At 67.7% G+C, this 21,294-nt stretch carries 19 protein-coding genes; 12 read left to right on the top strand and 7 right to left on the bottom strand.

Annotation, left to right across the window (positions count from 1 at the left end; translation table 11 throughout):
* Nucleotides 1-35: 35 nt before the first annotated feature.
* From ABE546_RS04205 to ABE546_RS04185, 5 genes are all read right to left on the bottom strand, one after another.
* Nucleotides 36-875, bottom strand: a complete 840-nt coding sequence (locus ABE546_RS04205; RefSeq protein WP_346462777.1) for a PhzF family phenazine biosynthesis protein — start codon at nucleotides 873-875, stop codon at nucleotides 36-38.
* Between the two features lie 65 nt (nucleotides 876-940).
* On the bottom strand, nucleotides 941-1,531 hold the full coding sequence (locus ABE546_RS04200; RefSeq protein ID WP_346462776.1) for a cysteine dioxygenase family protein: 591 nt from the start codon (nucleotides 1,529-1,531) through the stop codon (nucleotides 941-943).
* A 116-nt stretch (nucleotides 1,532-1,647) separates the two neighbouring features.
* Nucleotides 1,648-2,466: a rhamnogalacturonan acetylesterase gene (locus tag ABE546_RS04195; protein ID WP_346462818.1), complete on the bottom strand. Its 819-nt coding sequence runs from the start codon at nucleotides 2,464-2,466 to the stop codon at nucleotides 1,648-1,650.
* A 44-nt stretch (nucleotides 2,467-2,510) separates the two neighbouring features.
* Nucleotides 2,511-4,133 (bottom strand): carboxylesterase/lipase family protein, encoded by a 1,623-nt coding sequence (locus tag ABE546_RS04190; protein WP_346462775.1) that lies wholly within the window; start codon nucleotides 4,131-4,133, stop codon nucleotides 2,511-2,513.
* Nucleotides 4,126-5,118, bottom strand: a complete 993-nt coding sequence (locus ABE546_RS04185) for an alpha/beta hydrolase (RefSeq protein ID WP_346462774.1) — start codon at nucleotides 5,116-5,118, stop codon at nucleotides 4,126-4,128. The genes ABE546_RS04190 and ABE546_RS04185 overlap by 8 nt, the downstream gene beginning before the upstream one ends.
* Nucleotides 5,119-5,270: 152 nt before the next feature.
* On the opposite strand from ABE546_RS04185, the gene ABE546_RS04180 reads away from it, so the two are divergent.
* From ABE546_RS04180 to ABE546_RS04135, 10 genes are all read left to right on the top strand, one after another.
* On the top strand, nucleotides 5,271-6,092 hold the full coding sequence (locus ABE546_RS04180) for a 2-keto-4-pentenoate hydratase (protein WP_346462773.1): 822 nt from the start codon (nucleotides 5,271-5,273) through the stop codon (nucleotides 6,090-6,092).
* Between the two features lie 37 nt (nucleotides 6,093-6,129).
* A complete protein-coding gene (locus ABE546_RS04175) occupies nucleotides 6,130-7,134 on the top strand; it encodes a TRAP transporter substrate-binding protein (RefSeq protein WP_026069922.1) in 1,005 nt (334 codons plus the stop codon).
* Between the two features lie 12 nt (nucleotides 7,135-7,146).
* Entirely contained in the window at nucleotides 7,147-7,677 is a 531-nt protein-coding gene (locus tag ABE546_RS04170; protein WP_346462772.1) for a TRAP transporter small permease, read from the top strand.
* Between the two features lie 3 nt (nucleotides 7,678-7,680).
* Entirely contained in the window at nucleotides 7,681-8,964 is a 1,284-nt protein-coding gene (locus ABE546_RS04165; protein ID WP_123730975.1) for a TRAP transporter large permease, read from the top strand.
* Nucleotides 8,937-10,094 (top strand): pectate lyase, encoded by a 1,158-nt coding sequence (pelA, locus tag ABE546_RS04160; RefSeq protein ID WP_346462771.1) that lies wholly within the window; start codon nucleotides 8,937-8,939, stop codon nucleotides 10,092-10,094. The genes ABE546_RS04165 and pelA overlap by 28 nt, the downstream gene beginning before the upstream one ends.
* 38 nt (nucleotides 10,095-10,132) lie before the next feature.
* Nucleotides 10,133-11,713, top strand: a complete 1,581-nt coding sequence (locus tag ABE546_RS04155) for a family 43 glycosylhydrolase (protein ID WP_313210585.1) — start codon at nucleotides 10,133-10,135, stop codon at nucleotides 11,711-11,713.
* Nucleotides 11,714-11,756: 43 nt separating this feature from the next.
* On the top strand, nucleotides 11,757-12,815 hold the full coding sequence (locus tag ABE546_RS04150; RefSeq protein ID WP_123731196.1) for a LacI family DNA-binding transcriptional regulator: 1,059 nt from the start codon (nucleotides 11,757-11,759) through the stop codon (nucleotides 12,813-12,815).
* A gap of 178 nt (nucleotides 12,816-12,993) precedes the next feature.
* Entirely contained in the window at nucleotides 12,994-13,842 is an 849-nt protein-coding gene (kduI, locus tag ABE546_RS04145; protein WP_313210589.1) for a 5-dehydro-4-deoxy-D-glucuronate isomerase, read from the top strand.
* A 66-nt stretch (nucleotides 13,843-13,908) separates the two neighbouring features.
* Entirely contained in the window at nucleotides 13,909-14,664 is a 756-nt protein-coding gene (gene kduD / locus ABE546_RS04140) for a 2-dehydro-3-deoxy-D-gluconate 5-dehydrogenase KduD (protein WP_019184096.1), read from the top strand.
* A gap of 178 nt (nucleotides 14,665-14,842) precedes the next feature.
* Nucleotides 14,843-15,946: a GDSL-type esterase/lipase family protein gene (locus ABE546_RS04135; RefSeq protein WP_346462770.1), complete on the top strand. Its 1,104-nt coding sequence runs from the start codon at nucleotides 14,843-14,845 to the stop codon at nucleotides 15,944-15,946.
* A 135-nt stretch (nucleotides 15,947-16,081) separates the two neighbouring features.
* Here ABE546_RS04135 and phhA read toward each other — a convergent pair whose 3' ends face one another.
* Nucleotides 16,082-16,978 carry a phenylalanine 4-monooxygenase gene (gene phhA / locus ABE546_RS04130; protein WP_346462817.1) on the bottom strand — a complete coding sequence of 299 codons (897 nt, stop codon included), beginning with the start codon at nucleotides 16,976-16,978 and terminating at the stop codon, nucleotides 16,082-16,084.
* 127 nt (nucleotides 16,979-17,105) lie between these two features.
* Here phhA and ABE546_RS04125 point away from each other — a divergent pair, with 127 nt between their 5' ends.
* A complete protein-coding gene (locus ABE546_RS04125; protein WP_313210595.1) occupies nucleotides 17,106-17,588 on the top strand; it encodes an Lrp/AsnC family transcriptional regulator in 483 nt (160 codons plus the stop codon).
* A 107-nt stretch (nucleotides 17,589-17,695) separates the two neighbouring features.
* On the opposite strand, the gene ABE546_RS04120 is transcribed toward ABE546_RS04125, so the two are convergent.
* Nucleotides 17,696-18,691, bottom strand: coding sequence for a patatin-like phospholipase family protein (locus tag ABE546_RS04120; RefSeq protein ID WP_313219817.1), 996 nt, complete (start codon nucleotides 18,689-18,691; stop codon nucleotides 17,696-17,698).
* Between the two features lie 239 nt (nucleotides 18,692-18,930).
* Here ABE546_RS04120 and ABE546_RS04115 point away from each other — a divergent pair, with 239 nt between their 5' ends.
* Entirely contained in the window at nucleotides 18,931-21,198 is a 2,268-nt protein-coding gene (locus ABE546_RS04115) for a TonB-dependent receptor (protein ID WP_313210599.1), read from the top strand.
* Nucleotides 21,199-21,294: the final 96 nt, after the last annotated feature.

The following is a 21,294-nucleotide window of genomic DNA, read 5'->3' as shown; positions in this document are numbered from 1 at the left end:
TGCATGGCGCTGCCGGCGCCCTGCCCCTGTCTGGCTCACAGCGTGACCTGCCCCTCGATGCAGGTCACGCAGTCGCCGCCGATCCACAGCGCATCGCCCAGCCGCTCCACCCGCAACCGGCCGGCGCGCCCGATCGCCGTGCCCTGGCTGATCACATAGCGATCCGGCGCCTCGCCGGTGGCCAGCAGCCAGCGCGCGATGCCGGCATTGAGGCTGCCGGTGGCCGGGTCTTCCGGGGCGCCGTCGCCGGCAATGAAGGCACGGCTTTCGTACTGGGCCTCGTCGCCATCACTGGGCAGCCAAGGCCCGAACACGCCGACCTTCATGCCCTCCAGCTGCGCGTAGTCCGGCTGGATCGCAAGTACGGCCGCACGATCACGCAGGCGCAGTGCCAGCCAGCCGGTGCCGTTGTCGGCCCAGCGGGCGTCCACCACGTCCTCTGCCGCCACGCCCAGGCCGCGTCGGACGCGCTCACGCAGGTCCGGCGTCAACGCCTCGCCCCGCAGCAGCGGCGGCGCCAGGAACGCCAGGCCGGACGCGCTGCGCCGTATCCGCACCCGCCCGATCCCGCACTCCTGCACGATCTCCGCGCCCTTCGGCACGCCGCCATGGGCCAACCACGCATGGCAGCTGCCCAAGGTGGGATGCCCGGCGAACGGCAGCTCTTCCAGCGTGGTGAAGATGCGCACGCGATAGTCCGCCTGCGGATCGGTCGGCGGCAGCAGGAAGGTGGTCTCGCTCAGGTTGGTCCAGTGGGCGAACGCGGCCATGCGTGCGTCGTCGATGCCTTCTGCATCAAGCACTACGGCCAGCGGATTGCCGCGCAGCGGGTCCTGGCTGAAGACGTTGACCTGCTGGAACGGAAACGTACGCATGGCGGCGCTTCGAAAGGTGGGAACCGGATGATGCGCGCGGCGCAGGCCGCAGGTCGAGCGCGGCCCTAGGCCGCGTCGGTTTCCATCACCTGCACGCGGCGCTGGTACCAGCCGTCGGCCTCGGGTTCGAAGACGGCGCTGCGGGTCATCTCGCCCTGATAGACGTGCACGGAGATCGCCAGGTCGTCATCGCTGGTGTTGCGGAGGGTGTGGTACTCATGCGGCGGGATCAGGCTGCCGGCACTGCCGCAGTCCCCCAGCACCGCCGGTTCGGCACGGAAGCGGAAGCGCTCGCCGTCGCGCTCCAGCAGCTGGTACTGGGTGATCTCCAGCTGGCCCAGCCAGACCCCTTCCACGCACCACAGCCCGCTGTGGTCGTGCAGCGGCGTGCCCTGTCCCGGGCCCCAGCTCATCGCGACGATGCTGTAGCCGTGCACCGGGCTGCGATACAGCTCGCGGCGGGCGTAGTGATCCTCGATCGGGCGGTGCACGCAGGCCGGCAGCTGGATGCGGCTGTCGGCGATCGCTTCGCGCAACGCCGCGCGCAGCGTTGCGGCGATCTGGTGCGCGTGCTGGTGCTGGACGGCATGGTCGACGGCGGCGATCAATCGATCACGGCCATGGAACGGAGGAAACGGGTTGCATTGGTCTTGCATACCCCGAGTCTAGGCGATCCCGGTGAACAGCGTGTTTGACCTGAATCACATCCAATCGACCCTCAATCCCCGACGTAGCGATCCATTCGAAAGAATTCGAAGGGTCTGCCTATCGATCAGGGAATCAGCAGCGGTCGCAACGACGGGACCTGCCGGGCCAGTTCCTCGGTGACCAGCGTGGCGAACAACGCTGCGCCGTCCGGGCCCAGATGGGTGTAATCGAAGGCGACCTTGGCCTGCCCCATGGGCTCGGTGAGGGCGTTGTTCTGCGCGGCCGGTGCGCCGGCCATGGGGGCGGCGCCCACGGTGGTCCCGCCCAGCGCCGCGCTGACCTGGGCGGGCGTGGCGGCCGCCTGCGCCAGCGGCATCGAAGCCACCGGCCCCAACGCCTGCACCACCGCGCGGCTGCGCGCGTGCAGATCGACCAGCGGCACCTTCATCTCGCGCGCCACGGTCCGCACCGCCTCGGCCCACGGCGCCAGGTCATCGATCAGCACGCCATCGGCGAACTGGCGGCGGGTCAACGGGGTCAGCAGCACCGGCTGCGCACCGGCGGCGCGGATCTCACGTACATAGCGACGCAGGTTGTCCGGGAACTCGCGCTGCAGATCGGTGGAGCGGCCCGGCTTGCCGGGCTGGTCGTTATGGCCGAACTGGACCAGCACCCAGGTGGTGGCATAGCCGGGCGTGCGCATCTCCGCGTCGGCCAACGCCCACGAGCCTTCGGCGCGGTAGTTGTACGTGCTGCGACCGCCACGGGCCAGGTTGGTGCAGGTCAGGAACGAGGTCACGTGCCGTGCGCAGAACGCCGGGCCCCAGCCGCCCTGCACGGCCGTGGTGGAATCGCCGACCAGCACGATCTTGCTGGCCCGGATCGGGGTCGGTGCCGGACGATCCAGCACCGCCGGATCCACGGCGGCGTGCGCAACGCTCATCAGGCCGAGCAGCACGCTGCCCAGCAGCCAGGTCGACGCGCGCATCAGAACGTACCTCGTTGAATGAAGGGGGCCTGCTGATAGAGGCGGCGCTCGCCACCGCGCGGGTCGTCGGCCTGCTGCGAAGGGGTATCGAACAGCATCGTTTCGCGGCGGGCCAGCGAATAGGTCTGCCAGCGGGGCAGTGCGCCATGATTCGGATCGCCATGGCGCGCAAAGGCGATCAACGCCTCGCTCATGGTCGCTGCGACACGGGTCGCCGATTCGCCGTTACCGGTGCGTGAGCCGGGGCGATCGGTGGTATCGAATACCAGCGGGATATCCAGCGTGTGGAACGCGCCGAACCTGCCGCCGTCCAGCGGCGAGCCCCAATCGAGTTGATAGGCCCAGGTGGGGGCGCCCTGGCGCGCGCGCGCCTCCAGTTCCTCCACCGCACCGCGCCATGAACGACCGGCGGTGGTGGCGGCGAAGAACACCTCCGAAGGCGTGTAGTGCGGATACAGGCGGCGGTACTCGGCGATCACCACCGAGGGCAGCAGGTCCACGTACTGCTCCTTTTCCAGCTTGGCCGGCAGCGTCTCCCAGGTCAGCGCGAAGTTGGCCGGGTCGTTGCCGAGGAAGGCGCGGGTCTCATCGTGGGTGTTGCCGATCACCATCGGAATCCCGGCGGACTGCGCGGGCGCCTCCGGCCAGAACGGATGCACCGGCAACGCACGCCCGTCGAGCACCGGCCCGACGTAGAGACTGCTGTTCTCCACGCGCGACGGGTCGCGCGCACGGGTGGCGGCCAGCAGTGCCTCCATCGGCATCGTGCGCAGCGCCTCGGCGTCGGCCGCGCCTACCGCCTGCATCGCGATCTGCGCGCGCTGGGTGGCCGCCCGCGGGCCGGCCGCGGTGACCTGCTGCCCACTCATGGTCCACGCGCGCTGGAACAAACCGCGCGCGGCCGGCATGGCCATCAGCGTGGCGATCTTGGCGCCGCCGCCGGATTGCCCGACCACGGTGATGTTGCCGGCATCGCCCCCGAATTCGGCGGCATGCTGGCGCACCCAGTGCAGCGCCTGGACCAGGTCGAGCTGGCCGACATTGCCCGAGTCGGCGAAGCGCGAATCGCCCAGCTGCGCCAGGTACAGGTAGCCGAACACGTTGAGACGATGGTTGACCGTGACCACGACCACGTCGCCGCGCCGGCACAACGCGCTGCCGTCGTACAGCGGGTCGCTGCCGGAGCCGTTGTTGTACGCGCCGCCATGGATGTAGAACACGATCGGCCGCTTGCCGCCGTCGCGCAGCGCCGGGGTCCACACATTGAGGTAGAGGCAGTCTTCGCTGCCCGGCCCTTCCTTGCCGGTCTGCGGGGCGGCGTTGCCGTAGTCCAGCGCATCGCGCACGCCACGCCAGGCAACCTCGGGCAGCGCCGGCTGGAATCGCCGGGGCGCGGTGTCGGCCCCATAGGGGATGCCGCGGAACACATTCACCCCCTGCTCCCGTTGTCCGCGCACCGGGCCACTGCGTACCCGGGCCAGCGGCGCGGCGTCATCGCGCGGCCCGGGCACGCCGGCGAATGCCGGCATCAGCGGCAGGCTGGTGGCGCCCAGCATCAGGGCGTAGCGCGCGCTGTCGCGCAGAAAGCGTCGACGCTGCAGGTCGGCGGGGGACTCACTCATGGCGCGCGGGCTCCGTGTGGCGCGAAGGGATCCAGCGCAGGGCCAGCTCGGGCCACTGCGCAACGGTCAGACCGGCCGGGATGCGCACGCCGAAGCCGTGGCCACCGAACGGGAACAGGTGCATTTCGGTGGTGACGCCGGCGCGCAGCAGCGCCTGGTAATACACCAGGCTGTTGTGGACCGAGACCACGTTGTCGTCCTGCGCATGCACCAGGAAGGTCGGCGGGGTATCGGCGCGGACCTGGTCCTGCATCGAGAACTGCTGCTGCAGCGTGCTGTCCGGATGCGGCCCGAGCAGGCGCGAACGCGAGCCGGTATGCGCATGCGTGCCCATGTCGATCACCGGGTAGATCAGCAGCGCGACATCCGGGCGTGCGCTGAGCGCATCGATGGCGTCGCGGTGCGGATACACCGGTGCATCGAAGCCGTTGCTCAACCGCGCGGCAACGTGCCCGCCGGCCGAGAAGCCCATCACCCCGATGCGCTGCGGATCAATCTGCCATCGCGCAGCATCGGCGCGGATCACCCGCATCGCACGCTGGGCATCGGCCAGTGCGGCCTGGCGATCACTGCGACCGGCCGGCAGCCGGTAACGCAGCACGAACAGGGTCACCCCACCCTGCTCGACGAACGCCGGCACCAGCGCGGTGCCTTCCTTGTCGAGCACGATGCGCTGATAGCCGCCGCCCGGCACCACCAGCAGGGCGGTGCCATTCGGGCGCGCCGGTCGGTACACCACCAGGTAAGGCGCACTGACGTTGTCGATGTAACGGTCCGGCAGCGCCGGATCGCGGCTGCGCTCGATCACGTTGGGCACGGCGGCCGGGCCGGATTCACCCGGCACCCGGCCGTCCGGCCAGAGCGCGATGCGGTCCGGGTCGCCGAGGGCCGGTTCGGTCTCCGGTACGGCACGCTCGACCGCGTGGGCCAGACCGCCGACCAGCAGCAGGAGAGTGAGCATGGGCAACGCGAGGAAGCGGCGCATCCGGGTACGTCCTTCGGGCAAGGGGAACAGGCATCGTGCCTGACCGGCAGCCGTTCTGATGCGCTGCACATTGCCAATGACACCGGTTTACCATATACAGCTCATCCAGCCACTGTCGATTGGCAGTGCAACAATTTTTCCGGGAGACCCGCTTGAGCAACGACCACGGCAAACAGGACCTGCCCGACCAGGGGTTGGGCGAGATCGCCCGGCACTTCGTCAGCGCCCGCCAACACGGCCAATCCCTGCCCGATTTCCCGGGAACCATCCCGGAAGACCTGGTCTCGGCCTATCAGGTACAGGACCAGGCCATCGCGCTGTGGGACGACCAGGTGGTCGGCTGGAAGGTCGGCTACATCGCTGCCGAGCGCCGCGATGTCTCCGGCGACGACCGTCTGCTGGGGCCGATTTTCTCGCGTCAGCTCTGGAATGCTACCGGTGGAACAGTCGAGATTCCGGTGTTCGTCGGTGGCTTCGGCGCGGTCGAGGCCGAGTACGTGATCCAGCTGCAGGAAGACGCCCCGGCGGACAAGCTGCACTGGACCCCGGAAGAAGCCGAGGCGCTGGCCGCCAAGCTGTTCATCGGCGTTGAGGTGGCCAGCAGCCCGCTGGCGACGATCAACAAGCTCGGCCCGCGCGTGGTGGTGTCGGACTTCGGCAACAACAACGGCCTGGTGCTCGGCCCGGAAATCCCGGACTGGACCCGCCTGGACGCCGCCGACCTGCGTGCGGAAACCCGCATCGAAGGCCAGGTGGTCGGCACCGGTGGCGCGACCCTGCTGCCCGGCGGCCTGCGCACCGCCTATGCGTTCGCCCTGGGCCGCTCGGCGCAGCGTGGCCGCCCGTTGAAGGCCGGCGATCTGATCGCCAGTGGGAACGCGACCGGCATCCACGACATCGCCGTGGGCCAGGAAGCATTGATCCGTTTCGTCGGTTACGGCGACATTACCTGCAAGGCCATCGCCGCCGGTTGACCGCGCGGACATGGCGAGCACGCTTGGGAGGGCGCAGATGTTCACTCGCAGAAGTTTCCTGGCTACCAGTCTGGGCGCGCTTGCCGCGCCCGCGCTGACAGCCTGTTCGCGGTCATCCAACGCCGCACCGGCCGGTGCGCAGCTGTTGACCGCCACCGACGTCCACGTCGCCGATTACCCCACCGTCACCGCGGTGAAATGGATCGGGAAGACGCTGGAAGAAAAAACCGGCGGCCGGCTGCGGCTGCGCCAGTATCACTCCGGCCAGCTGGGCCGTGAGTCCGAGGCGATCGACATGGCCCGCTTCGGCGCCATCGATATCACCCGCGTCTACTCCGGCGCGCTCAACAACGCGTTTCCGCTGACCCAGGGCCTGTGCCTGCCGTATGTGTTCGAGTCGGTGGCGCATATGCGCCGCGCGCTCGACGGCGGCGTCGCCGATACGGTCCTGCAGGGCTTTGAAACGCGCGATCTGGTCGGCCTGGCCATCTACGATTCCGGGGCGCGCTGCTTCTACAACACCAAGCACCCGATCGTGGAGCCCAAGGATCTGCACGGTCTCAAGCTGCGCGTGGCGTCCTCGGACATCTTCATCCAGCTGATGCGCCTGCTCGGTGCCAACCCGACCCCGATGTCGCTGGGCGACACCTTCTCGGGCATGGAAACGCACATGATCGACGGTGCGGAAAACAACATGCGCAGCTTCCATTCCAGCCGTCATTTCGAGGCCGCGCACTACTGGTCGCAGAGCGATCACTCCTATGCACCGGACGTGCTGCTGATGTCGCGCCAGAGCTTCGATGCGCTGAGTCCGGCCGACCGTACCCTGGTGATCGAGACCGCGCGTGAATCGGTGCAGGTGATGCGCGAGCAGTGGGATGCCTCGGAAAACACCGCCCGCCAGGCCGTGGCCGACTTCGGCATCAAGTTCAACGAGGTCGACATGCCGGCCTTCCGCAAGGCCGCCGACCCGCTGCTGCAGCGTTACCTGCAGCAGCCGGAGCTGGCCGCCCTCACCCGTCGCATCCGCGACTTCGCCTGAGGCCCCGACGCGATGTCCGACTCGACTTCCGAAACCGTCATCACCCCCACCGGGCCGCAGCGCCTGCTCAACATCATTGCCGACGTGGCGATCTACATTGCCGTCATCGCCCTGCTGGGCCTGGTGGTGGTGCAGGGCTGGCAGGTGTTCGCCCGCTATGTGATCAATGATTCGCCCAGCTGGACCGAGCCGGTCACGCTGCTGCTGCTGGCCACGGCGATGAGCCTGGGTGCGGCCACCGGTGTGCATACCCGCCGCCACTTCGGTTTCTTCCTGCTGGCCGCGCACATGGGCCCGGGCCTGCGCCGCGCGGTGGATGTGTTCACCGCGCTGGTGGTGGCCGTGCTGGGCGTGGTCATCGCCTGGTGGGCGGCGGTGCTGCTGATGGACGGCCTGGATATCAAGGCCGCCGGCGCCCACCTGCCGCAGAGCATCAACTACCTGCCCCTGTCGATCGGTGGCGCCTTGATGGCGATCTTCGCCGTGAACCAGATGGCGCTGGCTGTACGGCCGGCCGATGCCGTTGCCGAGGGAGATCGCTGAGTCATGGGTATTACCATTCTTTTCACCGTGTTCGCGGTGCTGTTGCTGCTCGGTGTGCCGGTCGCGTTCGCGCTGGCCGCCGCCGCCCTGGCCACGCTGTGGTACCTGGATCTGCCGACGCTGGTGCTGGTCCAGCAGATCTCCGCCGGTACCGGGTCGGCCTCGCTGATCGCCATTCCATTGTTCATCTTCGCCGGTGAAATCATGATGCGCGGCGGCATCTCCGAGCGTCTGATCTCGCTGGCCTCGTCGCTGGTCGGTCGCATGCGCGGTGGCCTGGGCCAGGTCTCGATCCTGTCCTCGCTGTTCTTCGGCGGTGTGTCCGGCTCGGCCATCGCCGATGTCTCGGCGGTCGGCGGCACGATGATTCCGCAGATGGTCAAGCGCGGTTACGACCGTGACTTCGCGGTCAACGTCAGCATCACCGCCGCGCTGGTCGCGCTGCTGGTGCCGCCGTCGCACAACCTGATCCTGTTCTCGGCCGCGGCCGGTGGTGGCCTGTCGATCGCCGATCTGTTCGCGGCCGGTATCGTGCCGGCGCTGCTGATGACCGTCGTGCTGATGATCACCGGTTATCTGGTGGCACGCCGCCGCGGTTACGGCGTGGAGATCTTCCCGGGCTGGCGTGCGGTGCTGCTGCGCCTGGTCTCGGCGCTGCCTGGCCTGGGCCTGGTCGCGCTGATCTTCATCGGTATCCGGGCCGGCATCTTCACCGCGGTGGAGAGCGCGGCGATCGCCGTGGTCTACGCGCTGCTGGTGACCACCGTGCTGTACCGCCAGCTCGACTGGCGCGAGTTCCTCGGCACGGTCACCCATGCCGCGCGCAGCACCGGTGTGATCCTGTTCGTGATCGCCACGGCCGCCGTGTTCGGCTGGCTGCTGGCCTATCTCGAAGTGCCCTCGGCCGCGGTCAACTTCCTGCAGTCGTTCGCGCACAGCCAGTTCATGGTGCTGCTGATGATCGTGATCATGCTGTTGCTGCTGGGCACCTTCATGGACCTGGCGCCGATGATCCTGATCTGCACGCCGATCTTCCTGCCGGTGGCCAAGGCCTACGGCATCGATCCGATCCACTTCGGCCTGGTGCTGGTGCTGACCGGTGGCCTGGGCCTGGTGACGCCGCCGGTGGGCTCGGTGCTGTTCATCGGGACCGCGATCGGCAAGATCAGCGTCGGCGAGAGCATGCGCTCGATCTGGCCGTTCTGGTTCGCCGCGCTGGGCGTGCTGTTGATCGTGACCTTCTTCCCGGAAATGTCGCTGTGGCTGCCCGCCCTGCTGCGCGCGTAAGCGTGCGGCGGCTGGCAGCCCTGCTGTGGATCGCCCTGCCCTGCGCCGTCATGGCGCAGCGCCAGGACATCCCGCTGCGCGGCTTCCAGGACGGCATCCACCATTGGCAGAGCGGGCATGGCACGGACTACCCGCGCTATGCCCCTGATCAGTACCGACAGATCGCCGACAACCTGGTCGTGCTGCAGCGGCGTGGTGGGGGCTGGGCGGTCAACCAGGATCCGCAGCGGATCCTCGATGATGCCGCCAGGGCACAGGTGCTGGCCGACCAGGCCACCCCCGGCGGCAGCCTCGACAACCGCAACATCTACACCCAGGTCAGCTACCTGGCCGACGCCTTCGCGCGCAGCGGCGATGCCCGCTACCGCGACGCGGCCGTACGCGGGCTGGATTTCATTCTCGCCGAGCAGATCCCCGGCTGTGGTGGCTGGCCGCATTCGGTGCCCTCGCGCACGTCGTACCACGGCCACATCACCTTCGCCGACGATGTCACCAGCGGTGTGTTGACCACGCTGCGGCGCATCCAGCGCGAGCCGGCGTTCGGCTTCATCACGGCCGGTCAGCGTGCCCGCGTGGACGCGGCCGTGACCGCCGGCGATGCCTGCCTGCTGCGCCTGCAGGTGCGCCAGGACGGCGTGCCGACGATCTGGGCCGGGCAGTACGACCGCACCACCTTGCTGCCCGCGCAGGGCCGGAAGTTCGAGCTGCCGGCGCTGGTCACCGACGAGAGTGTCGGCGTGGTCCGCTACCTGATGTCGATCCCCGATCCCGCGCCGGAGGTGGTCGCCTCGGTCCACGCCGCGATGGCGTGGTTCCAGGCGCATGCGTTGACCGGGTGGCGGCTGGAGACCTTCGAAACCACCCCCGCGCAGTTCCAGTTCCATCGCACCACGGTCGACCGCCGCCTGGTCGCCGATCCGGGCGCGCCGCTGCTGTGGGGCCGCTTCCACGACCTGCACGACAGTGGCGTGCTGCTGGCCAACCGCGAGGGCGAACGCGTCGCCACGTTCAACGACATCCCGCGCGAGCGCCGCACCGGCTATCACTGGTACGGCACCTGGCCGCAGGCCCTGATCACCACCGAGTACCCACGCTGGCAACAGCGTCTTGCCGGGCCCGGGGCGCGCTGAGCGCGGCCGGCCCACGATACGTTCAAGGGAGAAAGACGATGCACCTGAGGAAGACCCTGGCGAGCTTCGCCACTGCCTGCCTGCTGCTGGCCGGCGCCGGCCACGCCGCCGAGCCGGCCACCCACTGGACGCGCGGGATCGAGAACCAGCGCCAGGCCGATCTGGGCAACGGCACCTTCCTCAACCCGGTGTTCGCCGGTGATCGCCCGGATCCTTCCGTGCTCAAGGATGGGGAGGACTACTACCTCACCTTGTCCTCGTTCGATGCCTACCCCGGCCTGCCGATCTGGCACTCGCGCGATCTGGTCAACTGGCAGCCGCTGGGCCACGCGATCACCAAGAACGTCGGTGCGATCTGGGCGCCGGACATCGTCAAGCACGGCAGCCGCTATTACATCTATTTCCCGGCCCGCACCGGCGAGACCCGCAGCAACTTCGTGGTCTGGGCCGACAGCATCAAGGGCCCGTGGAGCGAGCCCATCGATATCGGCCTGGGCAGCTACATCGATCCCGGCCATGCGGTGGGCGAAGACGGCAAGCGCTACCTGTTCCTCAGCGGTGGCGACTACGTGCAGCTGGCCGATGACGGCCTGAGCGTGGTCGGCACGCCCAAGCACGTCTACGACGGCTGGAAGTACCCGGAAAGCTGGGACGTGGAGGCCTATGCGCAGGAAGGCCCGAAGATCAACTTCCGCGATGGCTGGTACTACATGACCACCGCCGTGGGTGGCACCGCCGGCCCGCCGACCGGGCACATGGTGATCACCGCGCGCTCGCGCTCGATCCACGGCCCGTGGGTGAATGCGCCGAACAACCCGATCATGCGTACCCGGTCGGCCGCCGAGCCGTGGTGGTCGCGCGGCCATGCCACGGTGATCGAAGGCACCGACGGGCGCTGGTGGATGATGTATCACGGCTACGAGAACGGGTACTGGACGCTGGGCCGCCAGGCCCTGCTGGAGCCGATCGAATGGACCGCCGATGGCTGGTTCGTGGCCAAGGGCGGCGACCTCGGCCAGCCGCTCGCCAAGCCGTCGGGCACCTCGGTCGGCCAGCACGGCATGGCGTTGTCCGACGATTTCCGCGGCAGCACGCTCGGTGCGCAGTGGTCGTTCTTCAACCCGGCCCAGGACGAGTACAAGCGCCTGGCCTTCACCGGCAAGGGCATGGTGCTGCAGGGCAAGGGCAGCACCCCGCGCGACAGCTCGCCGCTGACCGCCATCGCCGGCGACAAGGCCTACCAGTTCGAGGTCGAGATGGAGATCGCCCCGGGCGCGGTGGGCGGGGCCCTGCTCTACTACAGCGACCGCCTGTATGTGGGCGTGGGCAGCAACGGCGAGAAGTTCATCATGCACCGCTACGGCGAGGAGCGCCCCACCCGGCTGGCCCCCAGCGCCACCGGCGGCACGCTGTGGCTGCGGGTGACCAACAACCGCCACATCGTCACCATCCACTCCAGCACCGACGGCAAAACCTGGCAGAAGTACCCGGTTCAGATGGAAGTCTCCGGCTACCATCACAATGTGGCGGGCAAGTTCCTGGCCCTGAAGCCGGCGATCTATGCTGCCGGCGACGGCAAGGTCGAGTTCCGGAATTTCCGCTACCGCGCCCTCGATTGAGCTCCCCGCTAGAATCCCTTGACTCATCCCCGGTTTGAACGACATGTCATTGCGCAGCAAAACCGATCCGTCGCCGCACGGATTGACCAAAGGCAAGGCCGCCACGATCAACGACATCGCGCGTCTGTCCGGGGTATCGAAGAAGACCGTCTCGCGCATCATCAACAACTCGCCGCTGGTGCGTAAGGACACGCGCGAGAAGGTGGAAGCACTGATGCGCGAGGTCGGTTACACGCCGGACCCGCTGGCCCGCGGGCTGGCATTCCGCCGCTCGTTCCTGATCGGTATGGTCTACGACAACCCGACCGCCCAGTACATCGTGGACATGCAGTACGGCGCGCTGGATGCGCTGCGCGGCTCCAGTTTCGAACTGGTCGTGCATCCCTGCGATTCGCGCAGCCCCGGCTACATCGACGGCGTGCGCCGCTTCGTCCAGCAGCAGAAGCTGCACGGCGTGATCCTGGTGCCACGTGCCTCCGAAGACCAGGCGCTGGTGGACATGCTCGATGAGATCGGCTGCCGCTTCACCCGGATCGCCTCGCTGCCGCTGGACGAAACCTCGCAGATGGTGGTCACCCACGACCGCGACGGTGCCGCCGAAGCGGCCGATTACCTGCTCTCGCTGGGCCACCGCGATATCGCCCTGGTCACCGGCCCGAGTGCCTACCGCTCGGCGCACGAACGCACCGCCGGCTTCATCGATGCCCTCGCCAAGCGCGGCATCGAGCTGCCCCCGGCGCGCATCGTCGAGGCCGGCTATACCTTCGAATCGGGCGTGGCCGCCGCCGAAAAGCTGCTGCTGGGCAAGCAGCGCCCGACCGCCATCTTCACCGGTAACGATGAAATGGCCGCCGGTATCTACAAGGTCGCGCTGCGCGCGGGCATCAACATCCCACGCCAGCTCTCGATCATCGGCTACGACGACAGCCCGCTGGCCTCGCGCCTGTGGCCGTCGCTGACCTCGGTGCGGCGCCACACCCGCGACACCGGCCGCACAGCGGCCGCGATGCTGATCCAGCCCGACGGCCAGGCGGTGATGCAGCACGCCAGCGTGCGCCCGCACCTGATCGTGCGCGACTCCTGTCAGCCCCCCGAGGATTGACGCCCCGGGCGTCAATCCTCGGCGCCTCCCCCTGTCCTGTCGCCTCCCGTCCCGACCCCGTCTGCGGGCCACCCGACCTATCGTGCGCTGCAAAATGACACCGGTTTACCAACTGGCTACAATCACCTGAAATCGTGCCGGGGCCGACGCATCGCCCCACCCCTGCTCTGGAGACGCCATGTACTGCAAGACCCATTACGCCACCCATCCCGACGCCATCAAGGGCGCCAGCAATGACGACCTGCGCGACCTGTACCTGCTCGACGGTCTGTTCAACGCCGATGCGGTGACCCTGAAGTACACCCACTACGAGCGCTTCGTGCTCGGCGGTGCGGCCCCGGTCAACGGCCCGGTCTCGCTGCCCAAGCAGACCGAACCGGCCTCGGCCGCCGGCCATGCCTTCCTGGAACGCCGCGAGCTGGGCGTGATCAACGTCGGCGCCGGCAGCGGTACCATCACCGTGGACGGCACCGTGTTCACGCTGGGCCCGAAGGATGGCCTGTACGTGGCCATGGGCAGCGAAGACGTGGTGTTCGCCTCCGATGACGCCGCCAACCCGGCGCAGTTCTACCTGGCCTCGACCCCGGCGCACGCGCGCTTCGAGACCAAGGCGCTGTCGATCAAGGACGCCGTGGCCCTGGACCGTGGCGCGCTGGAAACCAGCAACGAGCGCACCATCTACCAGTACATCGTGCCGGCCACCTGCCAGTCCTCGCAGCTGCTGCTGGGCCTGACCGTGCTCAAGCCTGGCAGCGTCTGGAACACCATGCCGCCGCACCTGCATGACCGCCGCAGCGAAGTGTATTTCTACTTCGATCTGGGTCAGAACGACCGCGTGTACCACTTCATGGGCGAGCCGGACGCGCAGCGTCACATCGTCATCCAGAACAACGAAGCCGTCGTGTCGCCGCCGTGGTCCATCCACATGGGCGCCGGCACCAGCAATTACGCCTTCATCTGGGCGATGGGCGGCGAGAACCTGGATTACACCGACATGCACGTGCTGGACATCTGCCAGCTCAAGTGACCCCGACGCGCCGCCGGCATCGCGCCGGCGGCGTCTGTTACGCATTGGACAAGGACTACATACGCAATGGCTAATCCGTTCAGTCTGGAAGGCAAGGTCGCCCTCGTCACCGGTGGCAACACCGGCCTGGGCCAGGGCATCGCGGTCGCATTGGCGCAGGCCGGTGCCGACGTCGCCGTGGCCGGCATCGCGCCGCCCACCGAGACCATCGCCAAGATCACCGCGCTGGGCCGCCGCTGCCTGGCGATCGAAGCGAACCTGATCAGCATCGAGCCGGTCGAGCGCGTCATCCGCGAAACCATCGAAGGCCTGGGCGGCCTGGATATCCTGGTCAACAACGCCGGCCTGATCCGCCGCGCCGATGCCGTGGAGTTCAGCGAGCAGGACTGGGACGACGTGATGAACGTCAACATCAAGTCCGCGTTCTTCATCTCGCAGGCCGCCGGCAAGCATTTCATCGCCCAGGGCCGCGGCAAGATCATCAACATCGCCTCGATGCTGTCCTTCCAGGGCGGTATCCGGGTGCCGTCGTACACGGCCAGCAAGAGCGGCATCGCCGGCATCACCCGTCTGCTCGCCAACGAATGGGCCAGCAAGGGCATCAACGTCAACGCGATCGCCCCGGGCTACATGGCGACCGACAACACCGCCGCGCTGCGCGCCGACGAGGACCGCAACAAATCCATCCTCGATCGCATCCCGGCCGCGCGCTGGGGCACCCCGGAAGACCTCGGCGGCACCGCCGTGTTCCTGGCCTCCAGCGCCTCGGACTACGTCAACGGGGCGGTGCTGCCGGTTGATGGCGGCTGGCTCGCCCGGTAACACCATCGCTATGCGCTGGCGCTCCCACGATCTGCGCTGCAGATCGTGGGCCCCGAGCAATCGTTGCATCCAGACCGCCACCGCTTCGCGGTCGCCCCCTGACTCAGGGGGCTTTCCACCAGATGCACGCCGGTAGTGCCGGCCGCTGGCCGGCAGCTCTCCACCCAGGAGCATGACCATGCTGCGTTTGCTGTTGTCCCTGTCGTTCCTCCTCGCGGCCCCCAGCGCGCTGTGTGCCCCACACCGCATCTTCATTGCCGGGGATTCCACCGCCGCCGCGTACGGCCCGGAGCGCGCGCCACAGGCCGGCTGGGGCCAGGCCCTGCAGAGCTATCTCGATCCCGCTGTGTGGGAGGTCCGCAACCACGCCAAGGGCGGCCGCAGCACGCGCAGCTTCATCGATGAGAAGCGCCTGGATGCGATCGCCGCCGAGCTCCAGCGCGGGGACGTGCTGCTGATCCAGTTCGGCCACAACGATGCCAAGTTCGAAGATCCCACCCGCTATACCGATCCCGCTACGGCGTACCCGCAGTTCCTGATGCGCTACGTGCAGCTGGCCCGCGACAAGGGCGCCACGCCGGTGCTGATCACCCCGGTGGCGCGGCTGCTGTACGACTTCGGTTCGCTGCTGGACACGCACGGTGTGTACACCCAGGCGGTGAAAGCGCTGGCGACCCGCGAGCAGGTCGCGCTGATCGATCTCAACGACAGTTCCACGCGCTGGATCCGCGGGCTGGGCGAACATGGCGCCAAGCCGTATTTCATGTTCGTGCCCGAGCAGAACAAGGCCGATGGCACGCACTTCAGCGTGGCCGGTGCGACGGCGGTGGCGTGCCTGGTGATGCGCGACTGGCTGGCGTTGCAGCCTGACCTCACGTCGGCGCTGAAGCGCGATATCGACTGCGAGGTGCGCAGTGCGGGGCAGGGCGGTGAGGCCGCCAAACCCTCGCGCGTGGTCCACGAGCGTGACATCGCGGTGACCCAGCCCGGCCCGCATGGTGGAGCTGGGCCGACCACGGCGTATCCGTTTTTCGCCGAAGACACCGACCTGCCGTTCGTACTTCGCAAGCGCGTGCTGCACAAGGGGGCCGGCATCGGCCTGCACCCCCAGCACAAAGACGAGATCTACTACATCGTCAGCGGGCAGGGCAGCTACGTGCTGGATGGGAAGCAGTACGACGTGGCGGAGGGGGATGCGCTGCTGACGCGAACGGGCAGTTCGCATGCGCTGCAGCAGGTGGGGGAGATGGATCTGGTGGTGCTGCTGGCGTATCCCCGGTAGAGCCGACCGTTGGTCGTCTGCTCCAGCTCCACGGCATCCGCCGCATCGTGGCTCGAACGGCAGCCGACCAACGGTCGGCTCTACCGATCGCACAACGGTCGGCTCTACCGATCACACAACGGTCGGCTCTACCGATCACACGTCGCCGCCGTCTTCCCAGCCTTCGCCGGTGCCCTTCTGGAACACCGTGTCGCTGGCCTGCACCTCACCGGCGGGCAGATGGTCCTTGGCTTCCAGCGCGGCATAGATCGGGGTGAAGTCCGCCGCGGTCGCGGCCATCAACTGCTCGAAGCTGTCGATGACGAAGTAGGTTTTCTGGAAGGTGTCGATGCGGTAGCGGGTGCGCATGATCCGCTCCAGATCGAAGCCGATCCGGTTCGGCGCCGCCGACTCCAGCGAGTACAGCGATTCGCCCTTCGAGGAGACGATGCCGGCGCCATAGATGCGCAGGCCTTCCTCGGTGTTGATCAGGCCGAACTCCACCGTGTACCAGTACAGGCGTGTCAGGTGCTGCAGCGCTTCCGGGCCGATCGCATGCGCCTTGACGCCGCCGCGGCCGTAGGCGGCCATGTAGTCGGCGAACACCGGGTTCATCAGCAGCGGCACATGCCCGAACAGGTCATGGAACATGTCCGGCTCGGCGATGTAGTCGATCTGGTCCGGACGGCGGATCCACCAGGTGACCGGGAAACGGCGGTTGGCCAGATGGTCGAAGAAATCCAGTTCCGGCAGCAGCCCCTCCACACCCACCAGGGTCCAGCCGGTGGCGGCGCCGAGCACCTCATTGAGCTGGTCGAAGCGCGGGATCATGTGCGCGCTCATGCCCATCTCGTCCTGCGCGTGCAGGAACTCCTTGCTGGCGCGGCCTTCCAGCAGCGCACGCTGGCGCTGGTACAGCGTGCTCCAGGTGGCGTGGTCGTCGGCGGTGTAGCTGTCCCAGGGCTGTTCCACGATGGCGGTGGTATAGACCGGCACGTATCCCTTGTCGGTCTGCTGGTGTTCGACGCGGCGGGGGGCGGTGGCGGTTTCCATCGTGGTGGTCTCCTGGGAAGTCATCTGTCGATGCTAGGGCAGGGCACGCGCAAGAGGTTTGCAAAGTTGCGCGGATATGGGCTTCTGGCGCAAGATCATTGCGTCCACCTCATGTTGCGGGGCAGCAATGGCCGGAGATACCCAGTTCGACCGCACGGATCTGCGCTTGCTGGCCGAAATCCAGCAACACGGCCGCGCGACCAACGCCGAGTTGGCCGCACGGGTGAATCTGTCTCCGTCGGCCTGCCTGCGGCGCGTCCAGCGGCTGGAAAGCGAGGGCGTGATCGCCGGCTATGGCGCCCGCCTGGAGCCGCGCCAGATTGGCCTGGGCCTGCAGGCCTTCGTCCGGGTGCAGCTGGAGAAGCACGACCAGCACGCCATCGGCGTGTTCGCCGACAGCGTGCTGAACTGGGATGAGGTGGTGGCCTGCCATGCGCTCACCGGCGACATGGATTACCTGCTGCACATCTACGTGCGCGACCTGGAGCACTTTTCCAGCTTCCTGCTCGACAAGCTGCTCAATGCCGCCGGCGTGGCCGACGTCAATTCCAGCTTCGTGCTGCGCACGGTGAAGGATTTCCGCGCGCTGCCGTTGTCGCAGTTGGAATGACGCGGATCGCCCTCGCGACCGCACGGTAGAGCCGACCATTGGTCGGGTTCGTGGAGACCAGAGCCAGGAGCAGCCGACCAACGGTCGGCTCTACCGGTGGCAGGGCTTCAGCCCTCGCACTTTTCCTTGCGCCCCATCAGCTTGCCCACGCGCGAGGGCTCATCGCACTTGGGCGGCGGGGGCGGGGCCAGCGCGGCCGCACGCGCCTTCTGCAGTTGCTGGACCTTGGCGCGGATCTGCGGCATCGCCGCCATCGCGGCCTTCTCGCCTTCCAGGATCGCGTTGTTGCGCTGGCCGAAATCGGCGGCGCCGATGTCCAGCACCTTCGGCCGGATGATCACGTCCGCGCGCGCCAGTTCCTGCTCGCCCAGGCGCTGGCCCATGATCGAGATCGACTGGTTGACGATGCCGAGCATGCCGGTCGGCGCCTTGCCGCTGGCCTTGCTGGAGATGTCCACGGCGATCACGATGTCCGCGCCGAGCTGGCGCGCCGCATCCACCGGCACCGGGCTGACCACGCCGCCGTCGATGTAGTTGTACTTGCCGATCTTCACCGGCTCGAACACACCGGGGATGCTGCTGGAGGCGCGCACGGCCTGGCCGACGTTGCCCCGCACGAACACGGTGCGCTCGCCGGTTTCCAACTGGGTGGCGACCGCGGCGAAGGGCTTGCTCAGCTTTTCGGCGGGACGGTTGTCGACCTGTGCGTTGACGTAGTCCTGCAGCTTCTGGCCTTGGACCAGGCCGCCGGAGAACAGGCGCACGTCGCGGATGCTGGCTTCATCCAGGGCCACCGCCTTGGACTGCATCTGGAACGCGTCCATGCCGCTGGCATACAGCGCGCCGACCACGCTGCCGGCGCTGGTGCCGGACACCACCACCGGTTCGAAGCCGTTGGCCTCCAGCATCTTGATCACGCCGATATGCGCAAAGCCCTTGGCCGCGCCGCCGCCCAGCGCGATGCCGATCTTGACCGGCTTGGCCGGGGTCACCGGCACAGCCGCCGGCGGCGGGGTCGGGCGCACGGGGTCACCGCCGCAACCGGCCAGCAGGCCGAGCAGGGCAACGGACAGCGTCAGGCGGGTACGGCGCAGTGAAGTCATCGGCGTGGCAACTGAATGGGCATCAAGGGGCGCCAGCATACCGAAGCGATGGCGCGCCCGGCAGAACAGCCGGGCAGGGCATTCAGGCCATGACCGGGGAGGTCAGGCCGCGACGGCCGTCACAACGCGCCTGCCCGGGAGGGCGTAATGAATAGCGGTTGTTTGCGGCTCTGTTGCTGTACTGCAACAATTGTCTGGTAGCGCCGGTCCACCACCCCTCCCAACACAGCCTAAACGCCATGTTCCCGAACCGCACTGCCCACGGCCGTTTCCCGTCCGTGCACCCGCTCGTTGTCGCCCTTGCCGCCCTGCTGCCATTGACGGCCGCAGCCCAGGACGCCCCCGCCGCCAAGGATCCGGTCGCCCTCGATACGCTGCAGGTCACGGCGCAACGCCGCGTCGAAAACGCCAAGGACGTGCCGGTCTCGATCTCGGCCATCCAGGGTGAAAAGCTCGACGTGCTCGGTTCGGCCGGCGATGACATCCGCTTCCTGTCGGCGCGTGTGCCCAGCCTGAACATTGAATCGTCCTACGGTCGTGCCTTCCCGCGGTTCTACATCCGCGGCCTGGGCAACACCGATTTCGACCTCAATGCCTCGCAGCCGGTCTCGCTGGTGTATGACGACGTGGTGCAGGAAAGCCCGCTGCTGAAGGGCTTCCCGCTGTTCGACCTGGCCGGTGTGGAAGTGCTGCGCGGCCCGCAGGGCACGCTGTTCGGCCGCAACACCCCGGCCGGCGTGGTGAAATTCGATTCGGCGCGTCCCTCGCAGGATGCCGACGGCTACATCAAGGTCGCCTACGGCAGCTACAACACCTGGAACACGCAGGGCGCCTACGGCGGCCCGTTGACCGACCGCTGGTCGGCGCGCGTGTCCGCGCTGTACCAGCGCCGCGACGACTGGGTCACCAACACCCGCCAGGGCGCCCCGGCGCAGGGCTTCGAGGGCTATGACGAAGCCGCCGCCCGCGTGCAGTTCCTGTACGAAGGCGACGATGTCGAAGCGCTGTTCAACCTGCACAAGCGCAAGCTCAACGGCACCGCGCGCCTGTTCCGCGCCAACATCCTCAAGCCGGGCACCAACCAGCTGGTCGAGAACTTCGACCGCGATGAAGTCTCCACCGATGGCCAGAACTTCTCCGACCTGGAAACCTGGGGCGGCAGCGCGCGCCTGAAGTGGGATCTGGGCCGCGTGACGCTGCACTCGATCACCGGTTACGAGACCGCCGAATCGCTGAACCACGGCGACATCGACGGCGGCTACGGTGCCAGCTTCCTGGGCGCCGGCAACTACGGCCCGGGCAACATCCCGTTCGCCTCCGAATCGGCCGATGGCCTGCCGCACCACCGCCAGTGGACCCAGGAATTCCGCGTGGAATCCAATGAGTGGGGCCGCTTCGACTGGCAGGCCGGCGTGTTCTACTTCGATGAAGATGTCACCATCGACAGCTTCAACTACGACTCGCTGACCCCGGGCAATCCGCAGACTGGTCACGCCGTGCAGCAGCAGCGCAACAAGGCGTGGGCCGCGTTCGCCTCCGGCGATTTTGACGTGACCGAGCGCTTCAAGCTGCGCGGTGGCGTGCGTTACACGCAGGACAAGAAGGACTTCAGCGCCAGCGTGCTGCAGGCCGTGCCGTTCGGCACCCCGGTCAGTGGCCCGTACATCGCCAGGACCGACGTCAACGACGTCAGCTGGGACCTGAGCGGCGTCTACCAGATCACCGACAACCTCAACGCGTATGCCCGCGTGGCCAAGGGCTTCCGCGCGCCGTCGATCCAGGGCCGCCTGGCTTTCGGTGGCGTCTCGCAGGCCGATTCGGAGAAGGTGATCTCGTACGAGGCCGGCATCAAGGCCGACCTCTTCGATCGTCGCGCGCGCCTGGGCTTCAACGTGTTCCGCTACAACGTTGATGGCCAGCAGCTGATCGCCGTGGGTGGCACCAACAACACCGCGACCCTGCTCAATGCCGACAAGACCCTCGGCCAGGGCGCCGAGCTCGACTTCGAAGCCTACCTGACCGACCACGTCCTGCTGACCCTGGGCAGCAGTTACAACGACACCGAGATCAAGGACAAGGATCTGGCGGTGGCGATCTGTGGCGGCGGCTGCACCATCACCGACCCGACCACGGTCATCGATGGCGGCACCTATGCGCTGGTCAACGGCAACCCGCTGCCGCAGGCGCCGAAGTGGATCCACAACCTGACGTTGCGCGCCGGCTTCCCGGTCAACGATGCCAGCGAGTTCTACGTCTACACCGACTGGGCCTACCGCAGCGAAGTGAACTTCTTCCTGTACGAGTCGCCGGAGTTCCGCAGCCGCTCCTCGCTGGAAGGTGGCCTGCGCCTGGGCTACAACTGGGATTACGGCCAGTACGACGTGGCCGTGTACGGCCGCAACCTGACCGACCAGGTCCGCGTGGTGGGCGCAATCGACTTCAACAACCTGACCGGCTTCCTCAACGAGCCGCGTACGTTCGGTCTGGAGTTCACCGCGAAGTTCTGATCCACGACATGCGGTAGGTGCCCACCGTGGGTGGGCACGCCCCTGAAACGAAAACGGCGCGGAGAAATCCGCGCCGTTTTTCGTCCTGCGAGGTAG

The organism is Stenotrophomonas sp. TWI377, assembly GCF_039674525.1.
Taxonomy (GTDB): Bacteria; Pseudomonadota; Gammaproteobacteria; order Xanthomonadales; family Xanthomonadaceae; genus Stenotrophomonas.
Note: the sequence above shows the minus strand (reverse complement) of the source record. Positions and strands in the feature narration are given on the sequence as shown.